Source organism: Flectobacillus longus, assembly GCF_030056705.1.
Classification (GTDB): domain Bacteria; phylum Bacteroidota; class Bacteroidia; order Cytophagales; family Spirosomataceae; genus Flectobacillus; species Flectobacillus longus.
Genome location: NZ_JASHIC010000002.1, coordinates 21,790 through 48,674 on the forward strand (window position 1 = coordinate 21,790; position 26,885 = coordinate 48,674).

The window sequence follows — 26,885 nt, forward strand, 5'->3', positions numbered from 1 at the left end:
TCTATGAGGCGTTTTAATATTCCTCTTGATTCCCTTGTTTATTATAAAGTAGAGGATTTAACCTCTGTGAGAACTATGATGAGTCATATACCTTGGTTTGCACCCAAAAATCAAGTCTTCGACAAAAAGCAAATACACCCTGAAGCAATCATTAGAGTCAATGAGATAATTTTTCCCAATAAATCATATCTCGACAAAATGCCAAATGTTCAAGTATACGGCAATGCTACCGATACCGCAACTTACTATGTGTATTTAAAAGAAAAACCGAGTCAAAAGAAGCCTGTTCCACTGTCAGCAGCAACTATTCAGTATAATGATGACTTACCCGAAAGTTTTGTCACTTTTAGAAATTTAACCTTAGAAGAGCTTCGTTACACCTGTTCGGTTGAGCAACCTTTTTTTGATGGTTTAGGTATTTCATCAGAAAATACTTCTATTATGCCTCGATATTTGATTGATGGACAACTTCAAACTATTGGTTTTACTGCCCATCATCTTAAGCTAGACGAAGCAGAATCTATTAAAGTATATTCTCCTGAAAATGCGAAGCGCTATTTTAGTTCACGATTTGAAGGAGGCCTAGTGGTTGTAAAGACATATAAAACAAAGAAGTTTCCCAATCTTGTTTTCAAAATAAACATAGTAGAAGAAGAGCGAAATCCTTTGGATGGCAAATGGAAAGTGCTGTCAGATACAGTGCTATCAGATATAAGTGAGTTCAGGGCTTATCGAAAAGCTAAGCTTGAAGCACAATCGGTGATTTATATGATAGATAATCGACTCGAAAATGAACATATCAACCGAAAAACAATAGATTTGGATGGCGTCGTGTCTATCGAAACTAGTCTAGGACAAGGAAGTACTTCTTTTCCTACTCCCGAAAGAAAAGAAAATAAAGTTGATACGATTAAGATTAAAACCAGACAGGTATTTTATCGTTCATCTGCAAATATGTCACGTGTGCTGTCCGAGCTGAAACAAATGCGTGAGAACAAAAAACCTGAAGTACCCCTGTATATTGTTGATAACGAAGAAATAGACATGGAAAAACTAAAGAAGTTTTCTCGTAATGAAATAGAGCTGGTGACTGTACTTAGTTCTTGCGATGGTATGCAAAAATATGGGAAAAAAGCTGAATTTGGAGCTGTCATTTTTAAACGAAAGAGTCCAAAAACCAGTCAGAACTAGGGTAATAAATTGCGCTATTTTACTTAAATTTGACAGGCTTTGTGATTCATAAAGTTATATCAACAACAGAAACCTTTATATACAGTGAAAAAAAAACATCTAATCATTTGTTCCGTAATAGCATTGCTTATGTACAATAGCCTGAGTGTAGTTGCTCAAAAAAAGAATGTAAGCCTTGATGAAGTTTGGACCAAATTTGCTTTTTCGCAAAAACAAGTTCGAAGTATCAACTGGATGAAAGACGGTTCATTCTATTCAGCTTTGGAAAATGGCCGCATTGTTAAGCATCAAGTTACTGACGGAGCTGCCGTAGAAACACTATTTGATGAGGGAGTAAGTGTAGAAAACCTTGGTCAAAAAATTACTATAGCTGACTACACATTGTCTTCAAACGAACAAAAAATCTTAATTGAAACAGACCCAGAGCAAATCTATCGTCGCAGTTCGCGTGCTGAAAACTTTGTATATGATATTAAGACTAAAAAGCTAGCTAAACTATCATCAGGAGGAAAGCAGTCTTTTGCAACGTTTTCTCCAGATGGTACTAAAATAGCCTTTGTACGTCAAAACAACCTATTTATGGTTGATTTGAATACGATGTCTGAGCGTCAAATTACGACGGATGGCAAATGGAATAATATCATCAATGGTATGTGTGATTGGGTTTATGAAGAAGAGTTTTCATTTGCAAAAGCATTTTTCTGGTCGCCAGATAGCCGTAAAATTGCTTTTTATACCTTTGACGAGAGCAAAGTTCCAGAATACAATATGCAAATGTGGGGTAAGTTGTACCCTACAGATTATCGCTATAAGTACCCAAAAGCAGGTGAACCAAATTCTACTGTAAGTATTTCGGTATATAATCTTGTAGAAACTAAAACTGTGAAAATGGATTTGGGCAAAGAAACTGATTTATATATCCCTCGTATTCGTTGGACTATCAATCCCAATGTTTTGTCTATCAGTCGTTTGAATCGTTATCAAAACAAAATGGAGTTAATTCATGCTGATGTGTTTACAGGAAAAACGACTACAATCTTAATTGAGGAAAGTAGAACCTATGTCGATGTCGAAAACTTTGGTGATGACCTAACCTATTTGGCAGATGGAAAAAGTTTTATTATGTCTTCCGAAAAAGGAGGATATAAACATCTATACCAGTATGATATGTCGGGTCGTGAAGTTCGCCAGATTACTAATGGGAAATGGGAAGTTGACAATTTTTATGGTATAGATGAATCATCAAATACACTCTATTTTACTTCTACTGAGATAGCTTCAATTGAACGCCATTTGTATAGTATTTCATTGGATGGAAAAGTAAAAAAGAAGTTGTCGATTGATAGGGGAGTTAACTCGGCCAATTTTAGCCCTGATTTCAAATACTTTATATTGAACAACACCGCATCGAATAGTCCATTGAAAGTAAGCTTGTATCGTTCGGCAAATGCTCAATTAGTAAAAGTGTTGGAAGACAATGCTGACTTACGTGCTCGTTTGACAGGCTATAATATTTCGCCAAAGGAATTTACAGTAATTAAAACAGCCGAAGGTGTTGAGTTAAACTCTTGGATAATTAAACCAGTCAATTTTGATCCAAATAAAAAATATCCATTGTTGATGTTTGTGTATGGAGGGCCAGGAAGCCAACAAGTATTGAATCAATATGATGGCGCTAATTTTTTCTGGTATCAGATTTTGGCTCAAAAAGGATATATTATTGCATGTGTAGATAATCGTGGTACAGGTGGTCGTGGTTCTGAATTTAAGAAATGTACTTATTTGAACTTAGGAAAGTTGGAGGTTCATGATCAAATTGAAGCAGCTAAATATTTTGGTAGATTACCATTTATCGATGCTACTCGTATTGGTATCCAAGGGTGGTCGTATGGCGGTTTTATGGCATCCAATTGTTTATTTCAAGGAGCAGACGTTTTCAAAGCTGCTATTGCGGTAGCACCTGTTACCAACTGGCGTTATTATGATACTGTGTACACAGAACGTTTTTTGAGAACGCCACAGGAAAATCCTTCAGGTTATGACGACAATTCGCCAGTAACTCATGCCAAAAACTTGAAAGGAAATTTCCTATTAGTGCACGGAACGGGCGACGATAACGTACACTTTCAAAATGCAGTGGCATTGGAAGATGCCTTGATTAAAAATAATAAGCAGTTCCAGTCATTTTATTATCCAAACAAAAATCATGGAATTGCAGGCGGCAACACTCGCTTACATCTTTATACCATGATGACGAGCTTTTTGGAGAAAAATCTTTAATCAAAACTAAGTTTTGTAGAGTAAAAATTTATTTATTACCACAGAATATTGGCACTTAAATCGCTTATATTCTGTGGTTTTTTATTTATATATTTTTTGCTTAAGTGGCAATATATTGCTGAATTTAATTTTTAAAAACCTATAATTAGTAATTATTTACTGTGAAATACGAATATTTGTATTTATTTATTCTGAAAATCAGTATATTGCATAATGTTTTTTTAGTAAAAACAGCCAAATTATACATGAAATATATTTTTTTTGAGTATTAATACGATGAGTATCATTTTATCATATATCATTTTAGGTATAATAATGATATTTTTAAGTAATATATTACGTTATTCCCAATTTTCTTATATAAATCATGAACAACAAAAAGCAAAATTACTTAGGCCCATTGATTATCATTGGGGTATTATTCTTCGTGTTCGGTTTTGTCACGTGGGTGAACGGAACACTTATCGCTTTTTTTAAGAAAGCATTTAACCTCGACAACACAAGTTCATTGCTTGTTACCTTCGCTTTTTTTATTTCTTATACAGTCATGGCGATTCCTTCGTCTGAAATTTTGAAAAAAATTGGTTTCAAAAAAGGGATGGCTGTAGGATTGGGAATAATGGCAATTGGTACATTGACTTTTGTCCCTGCTGCCAAAATGGCTTCTTATATTCTCTTCTTGGTAGGCTTATTTGTAATTGGTATCGGTTTGACCTTATTACAAACTGCCTCAAACCCTTATGTGACAATTTTGGGTGACCGCGAAAGTGCTGCTCAACGTATTAGTATTATGGGTATTGCCAACAAGATTGCAGGTATCCTTAGTCAAAAACTATTGGGGGGGCTATTATTGGCAAGCAGTACGGTAAGTGTAGCTGTGTCGAGCGAAACAGAGTTAGACAAGGTGACAGTTCCTTATTTGATTTTGACTGGTGTTCTAATTGTGCTAGCTATTTTGATTATGCTCTCAAAAGGCTTACCTGAGGTGAGTGAAGAACAAGAAGGCGATACTACGGAGAAAAATGAAAAAACAAGTATTTGGGCTTTCCCAAATCTGGTTTTAGGTTTGGTAACATTGTTTAGTTATGTAGGACTCGAAGTAATTTCAGGAGATACGATTATTAGCTACGGTATTTCACTTGGTTTTCCAGAATCAGAGGCCAAAGATTTTGGGCAATTTACTTTATGGTCGATGTTGGTAGGTTATGTATTAGGAATTGTATTGATTCCTAAATATGTATCACAACAAACTTGGTTAAAGTTGTCATCATTATTGGGTGTGATTATTACGCTTGTAGCATTGTTTACAACAGGATATACATCTGTGTTAAGTATTGCATTGTTGGGCTTATCAAATGCTATTATGTGGCCTGCAATTTGGCCATTGGCAATTAATGGACTAGGGAAATATACCAAATTAGGCTCGGCGTTATTAGTAATGATGATTGCTGGAGGGGCTATTTTGCCATTAGTGTATGGTAAATTGGCTGATACAATCGGTGCACAATCAGCTTATGGTTTGTTGATTCCTTTGTATTTGTATATTGCTTATTATGCAACTTGGGGACATAAAAAGGCTAATTGGTAGAAAAATGTTTCTATCATATCAGTCTTGAAACATGAGTCATTCCTAATTTAGTGATTGAGTATTTACTAGTAGAGACGCAATGATTGCGTCTAAAGTGAAATATAATATCAAAAAAGGCGATCGAAATGAATTTTTCGACCGCCTTTTTTGATCAACAGTTGGAAATAACCCAAATACCAAAAAGCATTGTCTTAGAATATTAGAAAATATGTAATAAGTCCTTTTTACTTCAATGGAATAATTAGCTTTTCACCTTTTTCAGTAATATCTTTTGTCTTTTTGTTTGCTTGCATAATGAGTGATTTTGACACTCCATATTTCTGAGCAATAACACGAAGCACATCTCCTGTACCAACAGTATGGACTTTCAAAACTCTAACTTTTAGTTTAGTAACCCCCACTTTGATTCCTTCTGGATTTACACCAGGGTTGAGTTTTTGCAGAGATTGCCATTTGAGATTATATCGGTTTGCGATTCCAAAGAAAGTTTCACCTGCTTGAACTACGTGAGTGATTGTTTCTCCTTTACCTAAGCTAGCATCAGAGGCCTTAGCTTCTGTGCTTTTTTCTATCTTAGTTTTAGTAGCCTCTTTCTCTTTGGACTCAGCCTTTTTCTCTTTCTTTTCTTCTTTTTTGTGCTCCTCTTTACTTTTTGATTTTTTTTCCTCTGATTCTTTAACTTTTTCTTGATCTTCGTTTTCGTCATCAGAAGCTGCTTCAGCTACTACTGGAGATTCTCTATTATTGTCAATCACGGCAATGCTATCTGTACCAGCGTTGGTAAGTTCATTGTCTGAAATAGAGTCTTCTTTTAAGTACTGCCAGCCAACGTAGAGTAATGCAGCAATCAATCCCAATAATACTAATAAGGTAATAGTAGGAACTTGAGAACTTTCTTCAACTGGTCGAGGGTTTCTTTTGTCTTCCATCTTCGTAAGGTTAATTAGGGCAAAATACTAGGATTTAGCATATCCCAATAATCTTTCCTAAGTTAACGATTGAACTTGTAAGGGAAAGAGATTTTTGATAAATAATTTATTGAATGGTTTTTTTCAATTCAGTAACCATATCGTCTACCTTGCTACTCAGCTGTTTTTTGTACTCAGCCAAAGTTTCAGCAATCGCAGGGTTTTCAATACCTAACATTTGTACTGCCAAGATTCCTGCATTTTTAGCACCATTCAAAGCGACCGTAGCAACGGGTACACCTGAAGGCATTTGCAAAATAGAAAGTACAGAATCCCATCCGTCAATAGAGTTAGATGATTTTACGGGTACACCAATTACAGGTAAAGTTGTAACCGAAGCGACCATCCCTGGTAAGTGCGCTGCACCACCAGCACCAGCAATGATTACTTTGATACCACGTTCACGAGCTGTTTGGGCATATTCAACCATTTTGATGGGTGTACGGTGTGCCGATACAATATCGATTTCGTAGTCTACGCCTAATTCTTTGATAACGTCGGCAGCTTCTTGCATAACTTTCAAGTCAGAGATGCTACCCATGATGATTCCTACCATTGGAATATATTTGTTTTTATGAATGAAATGTCTACTAATAGACTATGCGATTACTTTCAACGTATTTTTTACGAAATCTACTTTTTCTTTCAACTTCGCTAGGTCATTTTCTACAACAGTAACATGTCCCATTTTGCGGAATGGTTTGGTTGTAGTTTTACCATATAAAAACGGATATACGCCTGCAACACTTAAGACGTCGGACATCCCTTCATACTGAGCATCGCCCGAATAACCATCTTCGCCCAAAAGATTAACCATGGCAGCAGTACTATGAGCAGTGGTATCGCCAAGTGGTAATCCCAAAACTGCACGTAGGTGTTGCTCAAACTGCGAAGTATGATTTGCACGAATCGTATGATGACCACTATTGTGCGTGCGAGGCGCTACTTCGTTGATTAGAACTTCTCCATCTTTTGTCAAAAATAGCTCAACTGCAACTAATCCTACAATCCCTAATTTTTCGGCAGTTTCAATGGCAATAGCTTTGGCTTTTTCGCTAATTTCTACAGAAACGTCTGCTGGTGCAAAAAGATATTCAACCAAATTGTGAACAGGATGGAACACGCACTCAACTGTTGGGAATGTTTTACATTCTCCTTGCTCGTTACGGGCTACGATTACAGCGATTTCTTTAGCAAAATCTACGGCTTTTTCTAAAAGACTTGGTTCTGCGAAAGCTAAGTGTACATCACTTGCTGAACTAATTCGTTGAACACCTTTTCCATCATAACCACCACGTCCTAATTTATTGAACGCTGGCAAGAAATCAACATTAACTGCAACAGCCTCGGCATTGTCGGTCAAGACAAAATCTGCTGTTGGTAATTGATGATCACGATAGAATTGTTTCTGAATACGTTTATCTTGAATCAATTCCAAAACTTCTGGTTGAGGGAATACCTTCTTACCTTCGGATTGGAGTTTTTTCAAAGCATCGAGATTGACATTTTCGATTTCGATTGTTATTACTTCACAGTCTTGACCGAAAGCATATACGGTATCAAAATCCAAGAACGAACCACAGACAAACTCAGGTGCAATTTTAGCACAAGGAGCATTGGGGTCTGGGTCGAGTGCCTTCACATGGATGTCTAAATCGATAGCAGCTTGGAGCATCATACGGCCTAACTGGCCACCGCCTAAAAGGCCTAATTTGAAATTTTTCGAGAATACTGGCATGATTTGTAGCACGAAACCAAGAATCGTGTTTATTTATACCCCAAAATTACTGCTAAATATTGAAAGGTTATTAAATTTGTTGTGTATCAAATCAAGACATTTCATGAAAAATTCAATAAACCTTCGTTTTGGGGTAATCGTAGGGATGATTACAGTGGCTGCGTTGAGCCGTTTTTTATTTTTAACACCTTCTTTAGCCAATTTTTCTCCAGTAGGAGCAATGGCGCTTTTTGGAGGCGCTTACTTTGTCAACAAGCGTTGGTCGTATGCTATTCCTATGTTGGCATTGTGGATTTCAAACTTGGTTTTGAACAATGTTGTTTACAAAGAATACTATCCAACTTTCTCTTTTGGAATTGAGCCAGGTGTATTTGTGAGTTTTGCAGTAATGGTAACAGTTGGTATTTTTCTTTTGAAAAAGGTGACAGCACAAAATGTATTGGTTGCTAATTTGATAGGAACACTTGCTTTTTTCTTGGTTTCTAACTTTTTTGTTTGGACTGAGGGCAAGCTTTATACACAGGATATGAATGGTTTGGTGTTGACTTATACCAATGCTATTCCTTTCTTGAAAAATACATTGATGAGTAATCTCTTGTTTTCTGCTTTAATGTTTGGTGCATTTGAAGCTGCAAAACGTCAGGTGCGTGCATTGGCTTACTAAATTGCGTTTGAAAAATATGTCATTCAGTATTTAAGTATCAACATGAGTCATCCCTAATTTTAAGATTGGGATTATTCTCTAAGTTTTCATCAAAAAAGCGGTCGGAAAATATTTTCCGACCGCTTTTTTGATGCTACTATGATAGATTTTACTCAGTTTAAGACGCAATCATTGCATCTTTACTGCCAGAATACAAATTTTAAATCACTCATGCACTCAATCGCTAAATCACTAAATTAGGGATGATTCATGTTTTGTCCAAAAATAAAGGGCTACCTAAGTAGCCCCATCGATAGGTTAGAAGTAAGCAATTTTTTATACATTGAGCGGTGTAATGTCTGAAAAAAGAAGAATAGGAAAGACAAGAATTCTTGCTATCGTACTATCTAAATAAGATAGTTGGAGCTTTTCCACAAAGCAAATCTGTTCTTGTATTTACCATATTCAATATTAACTTTAACAGAGGTGCATAATGTGTGTGTCAGTACCTCTTTAGGTGTAATATTTTTGGTATCTAAATCAATGCAATTTGAAAATTTAATTAGTAAGACAACTTTTTCAGAAAAGGTTTAAAAAGTCTATCTTAATTTTTTGTATAAATCAAATACATTCCTCCATTTCTAGAAGGCTGATTATCAGTCTTGAAGTCGCCAAGATGTAAATAGGTTTTTCCATCGGTATCTTGAATAATCTTAAAATCTTTGGTGGCATTTAAGAGTGTAAAATATCTCAACTCACAATTCATCAAATCTTCTGAGCCTACCATTTTTGTACTTCCCAATGGTGTTATAGTAGCTTTTCCTATCTGAGTTTTTTCATCGAACGATAGGATTTTTAGTCCGCCAAAAATTGAATTGACGGCCGACTGACCATTAATGACATAGGTGTCGGAGGTATTGTCAACCAATTGGTTGGTAATATTAAGAGTGATAGGATGAGACATCTTACTAGACGAACAAGGCTGATCGATAGCATCACCTAGAAAAACATATTTGAGCGTCCAAGTGCCTTTTAAGCTATCCAAATTACTGATATTTCCTTTGGCAGTGGCATCATTCTCTATCGGATGACAAGCACTTGCTCCAATCATAATAAGCAAAAATAGAAGCCCAATTTTCATAATTTTTGAAGTTAATGCGTTTAGAATCTTTTTCATTTTTGAATAAAGAGTACAATTGCAGTAGTATGGTTGGAACGTATCCTATAAATTTGTAAAAAAATGTAGAATAAAACTCCCTCAAAAATCTTGAAAAATCTTGCCGTATTTGCCTCTGGATCAGGCTCGAACGCTGAGCGTTTGGTAGAATATTTCAAAGATTCTGATTTGGCTCAGGTCAAATTGATTCTTTGTAACAATCCTTCTGCTGGAGTAATCCAACGTGCAGAACGTTTAAATATTCCTTTGATATTGTTTACTAGAAGCGAATTTAAGTCCGATAAGATTGTAGACTTATTGAAAGAAAATGAAATTGATTGGGTAGTTTTAGCAGGTTTCTTGTGGTTGATTCCATCAAACCTAGTAGAGGCATTTCCTAACAAAATTATCAATATTCACCCAGCTTTATTACCTAAATTTGGTGGTAAGGGAATGTATGGACACTTTGTACATGAAGCTGTCGTTGAAAACAAAGAAACTGAATCAGGTATTACGATTCACTATGTGAATGAGCATTATGATGAAGGTGCTATCATTTTTCAAGCATCATATCCTGTAACATCTACCGATACTCCTGAAGATGTAGCTAAAAAAGGACAGGTATTAGAACATAAACACTTTCCTGAAGTCGTAGAAAAATTGTTGAAAGAAGAGATTTAAAATAAGAGACTTTTTAATCATGCGTCATTCCCTAATTGAGTGAATTGAGAATGAGTGATTATTTTTAAAATTGTATTCTAGTGGTAGATATGCAATGATAGCGTCTTATGCCGATTCAGATATAGCGTAATTCAGATATAGCGTAGTAGTATCAAAAAAGCGTTTGGAAAATATTTTCCAAACGCTTTTTTGATAAATAGTTGTACGTCCTGACCTTACTTTACTTCCAGCCACCTCCTAGTGCTCGGTATAGTCCCACTACGGCGTTATATTGCTTTTTCTTCACATTGATTAGCTCAATTTGGGATTGTAGTGCATTTTTTTGTGCAGTAATTACTTCCAAATATGTAGCTCGTCCAGAACGAAAAAGGTCTGTCGAAATCCCGATAGAATTTTTCAGCGTGTTAACTTCTTCTGATTTTAATTTATAAATATCAGCATTGGTTTTTATCAAATAAAGGTAATTATAAACTTCTGTAAAGGCATTTACAACACTTTTCTGATAGTCAATATAAGCTGTTTTTTGTTCGGCACGTGAAGCCATCAAGTCTGCTGCCAAAGCTCTTCTATTGGCAATAGGTGCCATTAAGCTACCTGCAAGACCGTAAGCTGCCGAAGCTGGGTTCAATAAAAGTAATGCTTTGAAAGATTGTAGTCCCAAATTTGCATTGATATTGAAAGAAGGATAAAATGCAGCTTTGGCTGTAAATAAATCAGCGTTTCGAGCTTGCAACTCTAACTCTGCTTGACGAATATCTGGTCTGTTTGTGAGTAGTCCTGAAGGTATGCCTGCCGAAAGAGTGGGAGGAATTACTTTTTCCCAAGCAAATTTTGGACGTTTAATAGGCTGTGGATAACGGCCCATTAAAAAGTTGATTCTACTCTCATTCTGAATAATTTGTTGATTAACTTCAACTTTCATGGCAGCTGAACTCAGTAATTGTGCTTTCAGTAATTCAACTCCCAGTTGATTGGCTTCGCCTGCTTGCTTCATTACTCTAACAATGTCGAGAGAAAACTGTTGTAGTTTGATGTTTTCTTCTAAAAAGTCCAACTCATTGTCTAGAATCAACAGCTCAAAGTAAGCATCTGCGATTTCGGCTACTAGTTGAGTTTGGACTAAATTTTTCCCAAACTCAGAAGAAAGAAACCTTGCCAATGCAGCCTTTTTTTGGCTTTTGAGTTTTCCCCAAACATCAATTTCCCATGAAGACTGTAAACCTAGTAAGTAATCAGGAATAAAAGGCTGAGGAATACTTTGTTTGTCATTGATATTGGTTGAAAACTGTGTATCGTAGTTACCGACTCCATCGATAGTATAGTTCCCAAATTTTCTTCCACCAGCACTTACGCCAGCGCTTACTTCTGGGATACCTAATCCACGACTAAAACGAATTCCCGCACGAGCTACTTCTACTCTTTGAATTGCTACTTGCAAATCAAAGTTGTTTTGCAAAGCTGTATCAATCAACGCAGATAGGGTGGTGTCAGCAAAAAATGTCCCAATACTTGGAATATCCTTTTGTGTTGAATCTGAGTAGTTAGTAAAAGTACTGGAAGCTACAAGTAAAGGCTTATTTTGTGGGATTTCAGGTTTGATTTTACAAGCACTGAATCCAAGCATTACAAGAGCGAATAAAAGACCTTTTTTATATCTAAACATAAGCTTCTTCAATTTTTTTGTTGTTTTTGGACTTCTTTTTACTAGCTAGGCTTGCAAATAGTACATAAAGTCCTGGGATAATCACAATGCCAAAAACAGTACCAAATAACATTCCGCCTGCCGCAGCCGTACCGATAGTTCTGTTGCCAATAGCACCAGCACCTGAGGCTGACATAAGAGGTAGTAACCCTGCAATAAAGGCAAATGAAGTCATTAAAATAGGGCGGAAACGAGCAATAGCCCCTGAAATTGCTGCTCGAATAATGGTACGTCCTTGCGATTGTTCGTGCATGGCAAACTCCACAATCAAAATGGCATTCTTACCCAATAAACCTATCAACATGACCATGGCAACTTGGGCGTAAATATTGTTTTCGAGACCAAAAATGTACAAGAAGAACAACGAGCCGAAAATACCAATAGGTAATGAAATGAGTACCGCTAGAGGCAGAATGAAGCTTTCGTATTGAGCCGAAAGCAATAGATATACAAACAACAAACAAATTAAGAATACATAAATTACTTGGTTGCCAGATAAAACCTCTTCACGTGTCATACCCGACCATTCGTAGGTATAACCACGAGGAAGTTTAGCTTTTGCCACTTCTTTGATAGCTTTGATAGCATCCCCCGTACTATAACCAGGAGCAGGCTCACCATTAAGCATTGCCGAAAAATACATATTATAGCGGGTCAATTGCTCTGGGCCATACACACGTTCTATTCTACTAAAAATGGCGTAAGGCACCATTTCTCCGTTTTTATTTTTGATACGCAACTTCATAATGTCTTCAGGCTGTGCTCTAAATTTAGGGTCAGACTGCACCATTACCTTATACATTTGCCCGTAGGTAATAAAGTTAGTCGCATAAAAACTACCAATCAACGACTGGAGGTTACTCATGGCATTGTCTACAGATATACCTTTTTTGGCCGCTAAATCTTGATCAACATGAATGAGATATTGAGGGAAATTAGGGTTAAAGCTTGAAAACACATTCTTGATTTCAGGACGTTTCTGGAGTTCTTCCATAAACTCATCCGCCACCTTGGCAATATTTTGAAGATTACCTGTTCCAGTTTTATCCAATAAACGCATTTCGAAACCACTGGCATTACCAAATCCTGGTACAGCAGGAGGAGGGAAAAATTGAATGTCGGCGCCTTTGATATGTTTTGTTTTAGTAATCAACTCGTCAATCAACTTGTTAGCAGTAGCTTTTCTTTCTTCCCAAGGTTTTAGGTTGATGGTACTCATACCAAATGAAGCTCCAACACCATCGGTCATCATACTAAAGCCCGACAAACTAGATATAGAAGATACCTCTGGTAGAGTTTGAGCTATCTTATCAATTTGGTTCATGACTTCTTCTGTACGCTCAAGTGTAGCGCCTACAGGAGTGGTTACACTTGCATAGATAGTTCCTTGGTCTTCGGTAGGAATAAAGCTGGTAGGTAAAACACTTGCTACGCCCCATGAGCCAATACTAAATGCGATTAGTACTCCCAACGTAACTAATTTACGATTGACAATCGCTTTGAGTAATGAGCCATAGCGACCTGTCAGTCGGTTGAATTGATGGTTGAAAGCGTCAAAGAAACGAGTTATGAGGTTTTGCTTTTTCTCACCATGATGAGGATTTTGTAAAATCAGCGCACATAAAGCTGGTGTGAGTGTAAGAGCATTGACCCCCGAAATCACAATCGCAATCGCCATAGTTACCGAAAATTGTCGATAGAATACCCCAACAGGACCATCCAAAAATGCTACAGGAATAAATACGGCTGACATTACTAACGTAATAGCGATAATAGCACTACTGATTTCGTTGATAGACTCGATAGTGGCAAGTTTAGCGCTCAGATGCTTTTCTTCCATTTTGGCATGGACGGACTCTACTACAACAATGGCATCGTCGACTACAATACCAATTGCCAATACCAAGGCAAATAAAGTAAGGAGGTTAATCGAAAAGCCAAACAATTGCATAAAAGCAAATGTACCAATCAAAGAAACTGGTACAGCAAGTACAGGAATTAAGGTAGAACGAACATCCTGTAAAAATAAAAATACGACAATGGCTACTAATATAAATGCCTCAAATAACGTTTTGACTACTTCATGAATCGAGGCATCTAGGAATCTGGATACGTCATAACTTAATGTATAAGTCATTCCTGGAGGGAAAGAAGTTTCCTTCAAAAACTCCAGACGGGCTTTAATATCTGCAATCACTTGACTTGCATTAGAGCCTGGGCGTTGCTTGAGAACAATAGCAGCTGATGGCTTCCCATTTTCTTTTGAGAGTACATCATAATCCAATGAGCCAAATTCAATATCAGCAACATCTTTCAAACGAAGCATTTCGCCACTATCAGTTACCTTTATCACTACATTTTCATACTGTTCTTTTTGGGTCATTTTACCAGTATAGCGCAATACATACTGAAGTGATTGAGCCTGACGACCAGAGCTTTCGCCGATTTTACCTGGGGCAGCTTCTACGTTTTGTTCACGAAGTGCCTTGATAACATCTTCTGCCGAAAGTTGATAGGCATCTAAGCGCCCAGGTTTGAGCCATACACGCATAGCATACTCTCGAGAGCCCATGATGTCGACAAAACCTACACCATTGATACGCTTTAACTCAGCAAGAACGTTGATGTCAGCAAAATTGTAAATGAATTTTTCGTCGAGGGTAGTATCTTCACTAATCAAGTTGATATAAAGAAGCATACTATTTACTTCTTTTTCAGTTACAACCCCAGCTTTGATTACTTCTTCGGGCAACTCATCAAGAACGGTAGTTGCTCGGTTCTGTACGTTTACCGCTGCTACGTCGGGATCGGTACCTACTTCAAAATACACTTGAATAATACTACTTCCGTCGTTACCAGATACGGAAGTCATATAAGTCATACCGGGCACACCATTGATGGCACGTTCGAGAGGAGTAACTACAGCTTTGGCGCAAACTTCGGCGTTGGCACCTGTATATTTGGTCGTAACAGTTACGGCTGGAGGCGCAATATCTGGATATTGCGTCACAGGGAGGGAGGTCATTGATAATAAACCCAAAATCACAATGAAGATGGATATTACCAAGGATAGCACGGGTCTATTGATGAAATTACTAAACATAGTGAATAATCTTAGGGTCTACTAATGAGAATCTGTTTTGGAAAGCTCTTGGGCAATTGTTTTGAGTGCCACAAACTTCGGTTTGATTTCCGAACCTTCTTTTAAGTTTTGAATACCATCATATACCACTCGGTCGTCTGTGCTTAGTCCTGAGTCTACGATATAGAAGTGTGGTAAACGTTTGGAGGTTTTAATAGCCCTAGATTTTACTTTGTTTTTGTTATCCACTACATACACATACATGCGGTCTTGAATCTCAAAAGTAGCTTTTTGAGGAATGATCATCGCATTACGGTAGCGTTGCAAAATGCGAACTTTACCTGTTGCACCATGTTTGAGGATTTTTTGAGGATTGGGAAAGCGTGCACGAAAGGCAATGTTACCAGTACTTTTGTCAAATTCTCCTTCGCTGGTTTCTACTTTACCTTTGTAGTCATGTTCTTCACCATTTGCCAAAAGAAGCGTTACCTGTGGTGCTGTATCTTTTTGCTTGCGGACATTGTCAGCAATGTCTAAGTATTCTTTTTCTGAAACATCAAAATAGGCAAAAACCTCATCGTTTTTAGAAATGGTTGTCAATAAAGTTCCATCTTCCATCAAACTCCCAGGTTTGTTTGGAATACGGTTGACAATACCATTAAAGGGTGCTTTAATTTGAAGGTAAGTAAGCTTGATTTTGGCAAAAGACTCATTGGCTTGCGCTTCTTCTACTTTGGCGCTAGCAAGCTCCACCTTGTTTTGGGCAAGCTCTAATTCGGTTTTTGATACTACATTTTTATCAACTAACTTTTTTACATTGCTAAAGTCTAATTCTGCGGCTTTGAGTTCGGTCATAGTACTTCTTACTACGGCCTTTGTGCGCATGTATTCTTCTTTTAATTCGGGGTTGTTGATAGTAAATAGCAACTGCCCTTGTTGGACATATTTACCTTCATCGATATAAATCTTCTCTAGATATCCTTTGATGCGTGCTCGGATTTCTACATTTTGTACCGCATTGATTTCGGCAACATAATCATTGTGTAAAAAAGTATCCACCACAATTGGCGAGGTTACTGTGAAGTTTTCAAGCGTGATGTCAGCTTTCTCTTCTTTTTTGTTGCAGGATGCCAATAGTACACAAAGGCTGGCTGCGAACAGAATTCTCTTCATAATTTTTCTATTTGTCTGAATGAGATAATCTTCAAGTGATGCAAGGATATACTCTTCCCTGTCCTTTGAGCTTATCAATATATTGAATCAAAGTGCTAATTGCTTTAATAGAGTTAAGGTAGTATGTTGTGATAAACCATTGATTATAAGGTTTATAATATTATAACTAGCCTATTGCAATTTTATAAATTCAAAAATTATGGAAAGGAGAAATTATGAGTTATTGCCTATTGTGTTGAATAGGAAAGTAGTTGGAAGTGCTCCGACAAGCACCTCCAACAGTTATTTTGTTTGTTGATTAATTGGATGAAGTATAATTCAAAAAGTATCATTTTCTATTTCAATTTTTTGAAACAGTTGCTGTTTTTTGAATTTAGTAGGTATTCTAGTGGAAAGATAATATGTTATAATCGAGGAGGGGGTGTAAACCGCTTCAGCTCTACACCATAATAGTTTAAGAGATACCCAGTTATTGCATGAGTCAATGTTGAGGCTACCAACCCAAGATTTGATTCTTCAAACAAACACAGATTTGTATAGGATGAAGAATCTTGATTTTCGTCTTCTTGATTTGAATCAGAAGGCGTTAGGTCAAAATCCTCAGATGAATGCTGTGTTTGTTGTGGGCTAAAGGGAGCCAATTGGAAAGATTTGTGTAAGCGTTTTGGCGTATAAAATCTTTCTTTTGTACAATTTTGACTATTGTGAGCTACAACTGGATTAATGTGTATGAACATCAATAATAGAATGAAAATAGAAAATATTATATGTGGTTTACACTTAATCATTCTACTGATTTTTACAAAAATACAATTTTATAGTTGATATAAATTGTATTTAGTATAGTTTTTTAGATAAATGGATAAAAATAGGATTTGAAAAGCCTATTTTTATAGATAAAAAATGATGTTCATTGGGAAAATAGATATTTTAAAGGCAGTCTAATGATATTTGAATTATCCAATTAATTAATATTTATTAGTCTTTCAGTAAATAGGCAAAATTAGCCTGCTGTAAGCCCTAGACTTTAGGTAATAAGCTAAAAAATAAATAAACATTTTGCTTTATGCCTATGGCTTACAGCCTATTGTGTAATAGTGCCCTTTAAGTGTGTACAATTAGATTAAGCTGAATCTTGAGATAAGTTGTTGATAAAAACAGTTTAAACTAAAAAATTATCATTCTTAACTCTATTTTTTCTACTTAACTTCTTCATAATCAATATATTCGCCACCATTAAAGTCATCAGAGTTTTTGCCTGATTTTGGGGGCATAAAATCCACATCTACTTGACCATCACGTTTTTTGGGACGATTGGTGTTGGTATTAGGATTATATTGTTGTTGGAACTCCTGTTGTGCTTTGTTGATTTGTGAAACCACAAAGCCTCTCAATACCCATTTCAATAATTTAGGAAATACAAAGAAAATGAGCACTACAATAAGAACGAATTTGAGCATTTCAATAAACAGTTTTGATAAGTGACCGATAAATTCCCATTAATGGTTTCTTGGGCTTTTGACATCAAAGTTAATCAAATGTTTAGTTGACTTTATGGCTAATTAACAAGTTTTTATAAGCGGTTGTTAGATTTGACCACAGGTATAAACAAAGGTATCAGTGCCGAATGATTTTATATTCGAATGGACACCTCAATAATTATTGACATTAAAAAAGGAGTTAACGTTGTGCGTTAACTCCTTTTTTAATGAGAAATTTGTCACAACTGAATCACAAATGTCTCTATTTCTTGGGACTAAAGATAGTCTAAACTATATTTCTAACGTAATTTTAAGGTTACCAACGATACCACTACCAAGATAATACATACAATCCAGAAGCGGGTTACGATTTTGGATTCGTTATAGCCTTTTTTCTGGTAATGATGATGAAGTGGCGACATTAAGAAAACACGACGTCCTTCGCCATATTTTTTCTTGGTGTATTTAAAATAACTTACCTGAATGATTACGGATAAGTTTTCGACCACAAAAATACCACACAAAACTGGAATCAAGAGCTCTTTACGGATTACGATGGCCAATGTAGCAATTACACCACCCAGCATTAAACTACCCGTGTCACCCATAAATACTTGTGCTGGATAGGCATTATACCACAAAAATCCGACACAAGCTCCCACAAAGGCGGCACAAAAGACGGCTAGCTCGCCACTGTTTGGAATAAACATGATGTTGAGGTATTGTGAAATAACTTTATTACCCGATACATAAGCCAGAATCGCTAAACCAATACCGATAATAACCGAAGTACCCGCTGCGAGTCCATCGATACCGTCAGTAATGTTAGCACCGTTTGAAATAGCCGTAATGATAATAATAACAACTAGGACATAAAGTATCCATGTGTATTGGTCCATTGAATCGGGCAACAAATAACTATAATCAAACTGGTTATTTTTCAAGAAAGGAACCGTCGTGATTAAGTCTTTAGAATCGGTGAATTTTTGAACTTCTCCAATATTGGCAGCAATAGTGGCTTTTTCGTAAGTACGTACTTTGATGTCGTCGTTAAACCACATTGTTAGCCCAACAATTAGTCCAAGTCCAACTTGTCCAACTATTTTAAATCGCCCTGAAAGCCCTTCTTTATTTTTACGAAATACCTTGATGTAGTCATCCAAAAAACCTACTGCGCCTAACCATACGGCTGTTGTAATCAACAAAATAATATAGACGTTGTGGAGCTTGGCAAAAAGTAAGGTTGGTACCAACAATGACAACAGGATAATAAAGCCACCCATCGTAGGCGTACCTTTTTTTTGCATTTGTCCCTCAAGACCCAAATCGCGGATATCCTCACCGATTTGAAGTTTTCGGAGCATGTTAATAACCGTTTTGCCCCAGATTGCAGCAATACCCAATGAGGTTATAGTGGCAGCAATGGCACGGAAGGTGATATATTGAAATACCCCTGCACCCGGGAAGTCAAAATGTTTATCTAAATAATCAAAAAGATAATAAAGCATGGTTCAGTGGATAGAAATTTGATTAAAAAGGGATGTTTGATTTGTCAAATTTCTACTTTTTTGTTGAATAAACTTTGTTAAAAAATGGAAAAGTTTTGCCTAAATAGGCGCATGGAGCTATCTACAAGACAATTTGCCTCTAAATATTTTGATAGTCTCAAGTCTTGACTATATACCAAAAGCTTCTCGGATGATAACTCTATCGTCAAAATCGTGTTTTACTCCTTGAATATCTTGATAGGTTTCGTGTCCTTTACCTGCTACCAAAATAATATCTCCATTTTCAGATAGCTCATTGATGGCAAAATGAATTGCTTCTTTTCTATCGATGATTGTTTTTGTCTTTTTGAAATCGATAGGAGGGATACCTTTTTGCATTTGTGCCAAAATCTCCTCAGGGTCTTCAAAACGAGGATTGTCCGAAGTCAGAATAACTTTATCACTTAGTTCGCAGGCTATTTTTGCCATAATTGGACGTTTGGTCGCATCACGATTTCCTCCACAGCCTACAATCGTAATTACTTGCTGATTACCATCTTTGATTTGCTTGATGGTCTTCAGAACATTTTCGAGTGCATCTGGCGTGTGTGCATAATCTACAATACCAACTTTGCGAGTATCAGGCGAAACAATTTGTTCAAAACGTCCTGGTGCAGTTTGTAGGCTCGACATATTGATGAGTACTTCGTCTTTGTCTTCACCCAAAAGTATAGCTGCACCATAAATAGCCATAAGGTTGTAGGCATTGAAAGTACCAATTAATTGAAAATGAACTTCTTTGTTATCAATTTCCATTTCCAAGCCATAAATACTATCAGATACAATACGACCTTTTACAGTGGCAAGGGTTTCGAGCGAATACGTATTTATGCTTGCTTTGGTGTTTTGTACCATCACCGAGCCACGACGGTCGTCGATATTGACCAAGGCAAAAGCTGTTTTGGGCAACATATCAAAGAACCCTTTTTTGGCTTTGATATAGTTGTCAAAAGTTTGATGAAAATCTAAGTGATCGTGAGTAATGTTTGAGAAAATCGCTCCTGTAAATGATAATCCAGTAATACGGTGCTGAACAACCGAGTGTGAGCTTACTTCCATAAAGGCATACGTGCAACCAGCTTCTACCATTTGTGCCAAAAGCTTATTCAAATTGATCGAATCGGGAGTGGTATGCGTAGAAGGAATTACAGTATCATCGATTTGGTTTTGAACCGTCGAAACCAAACCGCAGCGGTATCCTAATTTTCTGAAAAGTCTAAATAATAATGTAACCGTTGTAGTTTTGCCGTTTGTGCCAGTAATCCCTACCAATTTGAGTTTGCTAGAAGGATTATCATAAAAGTTGGACGAAGCATAACCCAATGATTCGGCTGAATCGTTTACTTGGATATAGGTTACATTAGGATGAATCACTTCTGGCAAGTCCTGACAAAGAATAGCGCTTGCGCCCAATTCTATAGCTTTTTCGATGTACGAATGGCCGTCGGTTTGAGTACCTTTTAGGGCAGCAAAAAGCGTTTGTGGACCAACCTGACGAGAGTCGATGGTGAGTTGCGAAATCTCTACTTCGGGATTACCCAAAATAGAGATTGTTTTGACTTGTTGGAAAATTTGTGTAACTGTTTTCATAAGGTAACATAAAAAGCGCTTTGCGAGCGCTTTCCAGAATTATATAAACTTTTTACTTTTAATCGCAGGAATCACCTTTGAGTCAATCAAGAATAGTCGTTGTTTATGACTACCAACTTTGACATAGAAGTTGATTTTGAGAGGGACATCAAAAGAGCCTTTCTGAATTTTGATACTCAGAGGGCGTTCGACACCGTTTTGTTTTGATTGTTTTTGAATTTCTTCAATATCTTTACTCGAAAATTCCTTTTTTCCGATAATTCGTTGATTACCAAGCGAAAGCTCTACAAGGATATGTTCGGCATTACGGATTTCTCGGCTAAGTGAATAAAACACTCCAACTTCGGTAATTTTCGTTTTGTTGTTGCTATTGCTAAGGTCGTCGTCGGCATCATCAAAACCGTTGGCATAAAAACTCACATTGGTAATAGTTACGTGAAGTTTATCGTCGAGAGACTCTATGACATCGTTTGTTTCTTTCAGTTCAAATTCTAATTTTTTGACCTCATTTTGCTTTTGAGTAAGCACCTCTTCTAGCTGATGAATGGTGGTGTTTTGCCCTGAAATAATACTATCTTTTTGTTTGATAATTTTTTGAAAACTAGTGATTTTAGTTTCGTATTCACCAATTGTTTTATTCAAACGAACCTGTAATTCATCTTTCTCTTTTGAAAGCTGGTTGATTTGTCGTTGGAGCATTTGTACTACTTCCCGACGTTGTTGTTCGCTTTGTTCCTTGTTTTCCTTTTGGACTGTCTCTAGTTGCTGCTTTAGCTCATCGATTTTGCGTTGTTTTTCTTGAATACCATCTCTATTATCCTGAATATCCTCTCTGAGTCGTCCCATGTCGGTATTGATGGTTTTGATTTCCTCAGTGTTCATTTGCATCTGGCTCACTTGGAGTTGTGCTTGGATATATTGATGATAAAGAAAGTACCCTAGGAGTAGACCTGCCCCAGCAATAACGCTGTTTCGTATGGTCTTATTTTTTTGTGGTGGTTCGGCTGATTGTGGGTTCGGCACAAAAGATGTCATTCGATTAATGGCTTGATAAATAGCTTGTGATTTTTAATACGGGAAAATAAAAATACAAATATTTACCTACATAAATGAAAAAATAGCAAAAAATGCATTAATGCGCTCGCTCTAGGCTATAAGCCGTAGGCGTTAGGCAAGCACAATTTTTAGCCTATGGTATATAGGTGCTGTCTGAAGCTCCTATTATTTCTGTCTTCAAATAACGAATTACTATTAACTAATAACGTCTCTTGTTTACTGAAGAATAAGCTCGATGGTACGCCCTGAGGTAAAGTTTGCGCCAGGAGAAATACTCTGACTTGTTACTTTTCCAATGCCTTTAAACCTTACTTTTAATCCTTTGTTTTCTAATACATATATGGCATCTCGTAAAGACATACCACGTGTGTCGGGCACACGATTCTTTTTATTATATCTGATTTCGTAATTAAACGAATTTTGACTGTCTTGCTTTACTGCTGTCCAACCTTCTGTTTGGGGTGTTTTGTCGATAGACATTTCATCGTTGAATGCCTTAATATCTGATGAATGAGCCGTTACTTTTTGTTTGGCAAAATTTAATTTAGACCCCTCTTCTTTGATGAGTAGTTTGTGCATTTGAATGTCATTGGCATAGATTTTATCTGCAATTTCCTTAAATACTGGCGCACATGCGTCACTCGCATAAAGGGCCTCTAACTTTACACCACGTGGATTATCGATAACCACAGCAATACTGTATTTGGGCGATTCGGCAGGGAAAAAGCCCATAAATGAGGTATAATACATGCCTTCTCGGTACTTACCATTGATGAGTTTCTGAGATGTCCCCGTTTTTCCTGCAATCTTATACATAGGATTGTTGATATTCTTGGCAGTGCCATGTTCAACAACTCCTTCTAGCATTTTGCGTACTTTTTCAAGTGTTTTTTCAGAACAAATTGGGTCTGGATAGACGGTTTGTCCAATATGAAAATCTTGAATAACCTCATCTGCAATCTTGGTGCTTTTGACAATTATGGGCTGAATCCATTTGCCATTATTGGCTACAGCATTATAAAAGGTAAGCATTTGTAATGGTGTAATGAGCTCGCCATAACCAATTGAGTTCCAGTACATGGCGGTCTTGTCTCCCGCTTTAGGTTCGTTGATTACGGGTGAAACATCTGGTTTTAGTTGAAATTTGAGAGGCTCGTTTAAGTGAAATTTTTTGAGATACTCATAATATTTTTTCTGTTTTGCATCTCCAAAATATTTTTGCATCAAGCGCATAATTCCCACATTGGAGGACACTTCAAAAACCTCTTGTGCTGGAATCATTCCATGCCCACCTTTTTTTGAATCCTCTGTGGTTAAAGTCCCAATTTTGATAGTACCATCGCCAGTATTGACTAATTCGGTATTTTCTAAACCACCTTCTTCCATAAGAGCAATCATAGATGGGAGTTTGAAAACCGAGCCAGGGTCGGTACGATTGAGTACAGCGTGATTGTACGTTTCGGAATAATAGGAGGTGTCTCTACCTACTTTAGAGAGATTAGTCATTGCTTTGATTTCGCCAGTGGCTACTTCCATCACAATCACACAACCTTTGTCTGCACGGTATTTACGGAGCGCATTCATGAGCGACGTTTCAGCAACGTCTTGAATATTGACATTGAGTGTACTGTGAACATCTAGGCCTTGTACTGGAATACTTTTTTCGCCACCTTCAACAGGGCGCCAGCTTCCTCCGACAATTTTTTCGAATACACCTTTGCCTGATGTACCCGAAAGTTCGACATCGAAAGCATTTTCGATACCTACTTTTTCTTTATCTTTTTTGTAGCCAATTGTTCTTACCCCCATTTTTTCAAATGGATTATAGCGAACATTGACTTTTTCAAATACGACTCCACCTTTGTACTTTCCTGCTCGAAAAACAGGCCATTTTCTCATTTTTTTGACATCCTGATAAGTAATCAAATCATTATTGAGTACAATGTAGGTGACTTTGCGACGTTTGGCCAAATCAATTTGAGCGTAATATTCTTCAGCAGTTTTATCCCTATAAAAATTTGCTAATAAATGGCATAGAGAGTCGATACCATCATCATAAACTTTTTCATTCTTCTTATTTCTTCTACTTACCAAGGGGTCAAAGCCTAATTTGTATTTGGGTAGTGATGTAGCCAACAAACTACCATCATCGGCAAATATATTTCCACGAACAGCCTCAATCGTACGTTCTTCAACATAAGACATTTTTGCTTTTTCACGCCATTTATTACCCTCGATAGTTTGTAGAAAAAATATCTTCCAGATAATACCCACAGCCAATAAGAGCATAAACAAAAACATAGCACGAATACGTATGACGATGTCTTTCTTGATATTCATAACAAAGGGATTATTGATTGAAGAACCCATAAAAAAGGGCTCGACGAGATTACTAAAATGCTTGATGAGAATAAACTTTTTTGACGATAAAGTTTACCAATCTTTAACAATAATTTTGGTAGGAGGGGTTTTGTTTTCCTCAATACCCATAGATTCCACCCTTTTGATGATTTCAGACTGCTTTCCTGCCTTCATAAAATCAGCTTGTTGCGTTGTATAGTCTGCACGTAGCTCTTCTACTTCGGCTTTGGTTTTGTCTATTTGGTGAATCAAACTCTCAGAGTGTAGCGATGATGCAATATATAGCACAATCAAAAATGACAGCCAAAGCAAATAGCGTAATTGATAAGCAGGAAACTCACCTCCCAGCAAGCGATCCATATTAAAAATTGTATCAATAATCGAAAATAACCCCTTGCCGTTACTCTTGCGAGTTACGTTTGATTTGGGAGTTACATTCTTCGAAACGTTTCTTGCCATTGTTTGAAAAAGTTGAAAGTCGTTACTTAGACAATGTTGCAATACGAAGTTTGGCACTACGTGAGCGGTTGTTGCGAGCTAATTCATCAGCAGAGGCCTCAATAGGTTTGCGAGACACAGCTTCTAGTGGTTTGTCAACAGTTCCGTAAACGATGTCTTTTTGAAGTTCGCCATAGAAGTTGCCAGCCTTGATATAGTTTTTCACAAGACGGTCTTCTAACGAATGAAAAGTCATAATACACAAACGACTGTCGGTATCGCGCAATAATTCTGGTGTTTGTTCAAGAAACTCTTGAATGACATCCAATTCCTGATTTACCTCAATACGAATAGCTTGGAATACCTGTGCAAAATAGCGGAACTCCTTAAATTTTGGGGCGTATTTTTCTAAGATTGCTTTGAGCTCACCAGTAGTATTGATAGGCTGATTCATTCGTTCAGAGCAGATAGCACCAGCAAGTGTACGAGCGTTTTTGATTTCGCCATACATGCCAAAAATTTTGTGTAATTGCTCCTCAGGGTACTTATTAATAACAGTATAGGCCGATACTTCTGCTTTTTGGTTCATACGCATATCTAGCTCGCCATTAAAACGAGTTGAAAACCCACGAGTTGGCTCGTCGATTTGGTGCGATGAAATACCAAAGTCAGCCAATATCCCATCTACCTGTTTGACACCGTGTAGGCGAAGATATTTTTTGATATATCTAAAGTTGGCTTCAATAAATACTAAGCGTTTATCGTCAATAAGATTGGCATTGTTTTTAGCATCTGGGTCTTGGTCAAAAGCATAAAGTTTGCCTTTTTCGCCAAGTTTTTCCAAAATTGCTTTAGAGTGCCCGCCTCCACCAAAAGTGACATCAACATACACGCCATCGGGGCGTATATTGAGTCCTTCTACGCACTCATGAAGCATTACAGATTCGTGATACATGATTTTTAGGGTATGAAGTGATTAAAGCGAGTTTTGAGGGGATAGGCAAAAAGGCATTAGTATCCATTAAAAGAGAGTATTACTAAGGAATAGTAACGAGTAAAAATTTCTAGTGCCTAGTGCCTTTTTGCCTAGTGCCTTATCATGCACAAGCTCAATTCCCACAAAAATACAGAAAAACTTATCAGCATTCTACTGCAATTTGAGAAACCTTTTTTCTTTCCTAAGCCAGCATCATACTTAGCACGCCAAGTATCATTAGAATTTTGCAGGCATCACTCAAAAAAGCAAAATCTTTCGGTTTGTCTGCATATACCAAGCGATAAGTAAAAAAAACTAAGGGGAGCATCAAAGCCATAAAAACATATCCGATACGGCTATCTGGCAGTTGAGTTGCCAAAATAAATAGTAGAGCTGTGAAGATGGCGATAAGACCATAAAGAAGTAATTTGGTACGGGCAATTCCCCAGATAATTGGGAGGGTTTTGCAGCCATGTTTTTCATCACCTTTGAGATCTTCCATATCTTTGATAATCTCACGAATTAAGGTGATTTCAAAAGAGAAAATCGCATAAATCCATACCTCGCGCTGATGCCCAGGATAGTGTACTGCCAATACCAACAACGAAAAGCCCGTGAGAATCCCAATCATTAAGTTACCCCAAAACGGCAAACGCTTCAATTGGTTGGAATATAACCACAAACAAAATACGGCTAAAAGATTGACTAAGAAGACTTTTTTGCCCACTAATAAACCTAAAAGAAGTCCTGCTACATTAAAGATTTGGTTGATAACCATAGCCCAACGGCGTTTGATATATCGTCCAATAACTACCCGATGAGGTTTGTTGACCAAGTCTATTTTTATATCATAATAGTCGTTGATAATATAGCCAGATGCCGCAATAAAAAGCGTTGATAATACAATCAGTGCAAGCTTGTAGTCTAACAATACCTCGATTACATTGCTCCACGTCAAATCGGCTTCTAGGATTAAGAAGATTCGAGTGAAGTATTGGGTAAAAGCAATAATCAGCAAATTGGGCCATCGAATAAGCCGAACAAATGCCAATATAGATTGACCCAAGGTGACTTTATGAGAAGTATCTTTCATGAAAACAAAATTACACGCTTTGTTTTATTTGTTGTTATGAGTTACCGAGGTATCTGTTAAAAGCTAATCTAGAATATACCTAATTTTTTTTACAAAATAGATTTATTAGCTATCTGCAATATGGTCAATTATCTACCTAAC

Annotated in this window: 21 protein-coding genes; 5 read left to right on the forward strand and 16 right to left on the reverse strand. The window is 37.0% G+C overall.

Translation table 11 applies throughout. The features are described from left to right. Positions 1 to 75: 75 nt before the first annotated feature. From QM491_RS01540 to QM491_RS01550, 3 genes are all read left to right on the forward strand, one after another. Complete coding sequence (locus QM491_RS01540; protein WP_283325500.1) at positions 76 to 1,191, forward strand: hypothetical protein; 1,116 nt, start codon at positions 76 to 78, stop codon at positions 1,189 to 1,191. Between the two features lie 129 nt (positions 1,192 to 1,320). Next, positions 1,321 to 3,471, forward strand: a complete 2,151-nt coding sequence (locus QM491_RS01545; RefSeq protein ID WP_283325697.1) for a S9 family peptidase — start codon at positions 1,321 to 1,323, stop codon at positions 3,469 to 3,471. A 367-nt stretch (positions 3,472 to 3,838) separates the two neighbouring features. Next, positions 3,839 to 5,059 carry a sugar MFS transporter gene (locus tag QM491_RS01550; RefSeq protein ID WP_283325501.1) on the forward strand — a complete coding sequence of 407 codons (1,221 nt, stop codon included), beginning with the start codon at positions 3,839 to 3,841 and terminating at the stop codon, positions 5,057 to 5,059. Positions 5,060 to 5,283: 224 nt separating this feature from the next. On the opposite strand, the gene QM491_RS01555 is transcribed toward QM491_RS01550, so the two are convergent. The 3 genes from QM491_RS01555 to QM491_RS01565 all read right to left on the reverse strand — a co-directional run bounded on the left by QM491_RS01555 (position 5,284) and on the right by QM491_RS01565 (position 7,765). Further along, the gene (locus QM491_RS01555) at positions 5,284 to 5,988 is read right to left on the reverse strand and encodes a LysM peptidoglycan-binding domain-containing protein (protein ID WP_283325502.1); all 705 of its coding nucleotides are present in this window, start codon (positions 5,986 to 5,988) and stop codon (positions 5,284 to 5,286) included. A gap of 106 nt (positions 5,989 to 6,094) precedes the next feature. Continuing rightward, positions 6,095 to 6,583: a 5-(carboxyamino)imidazole ribonucleotide mutase gene (gene purE, locus QM491_RS01560; RefSeq protein WP_283325503.1), complete on the reverse strand. Its 489-nt coding sequence runs from the start codon at positions 6,581 to 6,583 to the stop codon at positions 6,095 to 6,097. Positions 6,584 to 6,625: 42 nt separating this feature from the next. After that, positions 6,626 to 7,765 carry a 5-(carboxyamino)imidazole ribonucleotide synthase gene (locus QM491_RS01565; RefSeq protein WP_283325504.1) on the reverse strand — a complete coding sequence of 380 codons (1,140 nt, stop codon included), beginning with the start codon at positions 7,763 to 7,765 and terminating at the stop codon, positions 6,626 to 6,628. 103 nt (positions 7,766 to 7,868) lie between these two features. On the opposite strand from QM491_RS01565, the gene QM491_RS01570 reads away from it, so the two are divergent. Further along, positions 7,869 to 8,429 carry a DUF6580 family putative transport protein gene (locus QM491_RS01570; protein WP_283325505.1) on the forward strand — a complete coding sequence of 187 codons (561 nt, stop codon included), beginning with the start codon at positions 7,869 to 7,871 and terminating at the stop codon, positions 8,427 to 8,429. A gap of 583 nt (positions 8,430 to 9,012) precedes the next feature. Here QM491_RS01570 and QM491_RS01575 read toward each other — a convergent pair. Next, entirely contained in the window at positions 9,013 to 9,585 is a 573-nt protein-coding gene (locus QM491_RS01575; RefSeq protein ID WP_283325506.1) for an META domain-containing protein, read from the reverse strand. A gap of 90 nt (positions 9,586 to 9,675) precedes the next feature. Here QM491_RS01575 and purN point away from each other — a divergent pair, with 90 nt between their 5' ends. Continuing rightward, positions 9,676 to 10,245 carry a phosphoribosylglycinamide formyltransferase gene (purN, locus tag QM491_RS01580; protein ID WP_283325507.1) on the forward strand — a complete coding sequence of 190 codons (570 nt, stop codon included), beginning with the start codon at positions 9,676 to 9,678 and terminating at the stop codon, positions 10,243 to 10,245. A 220-nt stretch (positions 10,246 to 10,465) separates the two neighbouring features. Here purN and QM491_RS01585 read toward each other — a convergent pair whose 3' ends face one another. From QM491_RS01585 to QM491_RS01640, 12 genes are all read right to left on the reverse strand, one after another. Further along, a complete protein-coding gene (locus QM491_RS01585) occupies positions 10,466 to 11,908 on the reverse strand; it encodes a TolC family protein (RefSeq protein WP_283325508.1) in 1,443 nt (480 codons plus the stop codon). Then, the gene (locus QM491_RS01590) at positions 11,901 to 15,050 is read right to left on the reverse strand and encodes an efflux RND transporter permease subunit (RefSeq protein ID WP_283325509.1); all 3,150 of its coding nucleotides are present in this window, start codon (positions 15,048 to 15,050) and stop codon (positions 11,901 to 11,903) included. The genes QM491_RS01585 and QM491_RS01590 overlap by 8 nt, the downstream gene beginning before the upstream one ends. Before the next feature lie 21 nt (positions 15,051 to 15,071). Continuing rightward, a complete protein-coding gene (locus QM491_RS01595) occupies positions 15,072 to 16,202 on the reverse strand; it encodes an efflux RND transporter periplasmic adaptor subunit (RefSeq protein ID WP_283325510.1) in 1,131 nt (376 codons plus the stop codon). Between the two features lie 404 nt (positions 16,203 to 16,606). Then, a complete protein-coding gene (locus tag QM491_RS01600) occupies positions 16,607 to 16,939 on the reverse strand; it encodes a hypothetical protein (RefSeq protein WP_283325511.1) in 333 nt (110 codons plus the stop codon). 462 nt (positions 16,940 to 17,401) lie between these two features. After that, entirely contained in the window at positions 17,402 to 17,662 is a 261-nt protein-coding gene (locus QM491_RS01605) for a DUF4834 family protein (RefSeq protein WP_283325512.1), read from the reverse strand. 320 nt (positions 17,663 to 17,982) lie between these two features. Beyond that, positions 17,983 to 19,191, reverse strand: a complete 1,209-nt coding sequence (gene mraY / locus QM491_RS01610; RefSeq protein ID WP_095164149.1) for a phospho-N-acetylmuramoyl-pentapeptide-transferase — start codon at positions 19,189 to 19,191, stop codon at positions 17,983 to 17,985. A gap of 168 nt (positions 19,192 to 19,359) precedes the next feature. After that, positions 19,360 to 20,820 (reverse strand): UDP-N-acetylmuramoyl-L-alanyl-D-glutamate--2,6-diaminopimelate ligase, encoded by a 1,461-nt coding sequence (locus QM491_RS01615; protein WP_283325513.1) that lies wholly within the window; start codon positions 20,818 to 20,820, stop codon positions 19,360 to 19,362. A 39-nt stretch (positions 20,821 to 20,859) separates the two neighbouring features. Then, positions 20,860 to 21,855 (reverse strand): coiled-coil domain-containing protein, encoded by a 996-nt coding sequence (locus QM491_RS01620; RefSeq protein ID WP_283325514.1) that lies wholly within the window; start codon positions 21,853 to 21,855, stop codon positions 20,860 to 20,862. Positions 21,856 to 22,092: 237 nt separating this feature from the next. Continuing rightward, positions 22,093 to 24,216, reverse strand: coding sequence for a PASTA domain-containing penicillin-binding protein (locus QM491_RS01625; RefSeq protein WP_283325515.1), 2,124 nt, complete (start codon positions 24,214 to 24,216; stop codon positions 22,093 to 22,095). A gap of 93 nt (positions 24,217 to 24,309) precedes the next feature. After that, complete coding sequence (locus tag QM491_RS01630) at positions 24,310 to 24,696, reverse strand: FtsL-like putative cell division protein (protein ID WP_283325516.1); 387 nt, start codon at positions 24,694 to 24,696, stop codon at positions 24,310 to 24,312. 22 nt (positions 24,697 to 24,718) lie between these two features. Further along, entirely contained in the window at positions 24,719 to 25,630 is a 912-nt protein-coding gene (gene rsmH / locus QM491_RS01635) for a 16S rRNA (cytosine(1402)-N(4))-methyltransferase RsmH (protein WP_283325517.1), read from the reverse strand. A gap of 223 nt (positions 25,631 to 25,853) precedes the next feature. Further along, positions 25,854 to 26,744, reverse strand: coding sequence for a geranylgeranylglycerol-phosphate geranylgeranyltransferase (locus QM491_RS01640; RefSeq protein WP_283325518.1), 891 nt, complete (start codon positions 26,742 to 26,744; stop codon positions 25,854 to 25,856). Positions 26,745 to 26,885 lie beyond the last annotated feature (141 nt).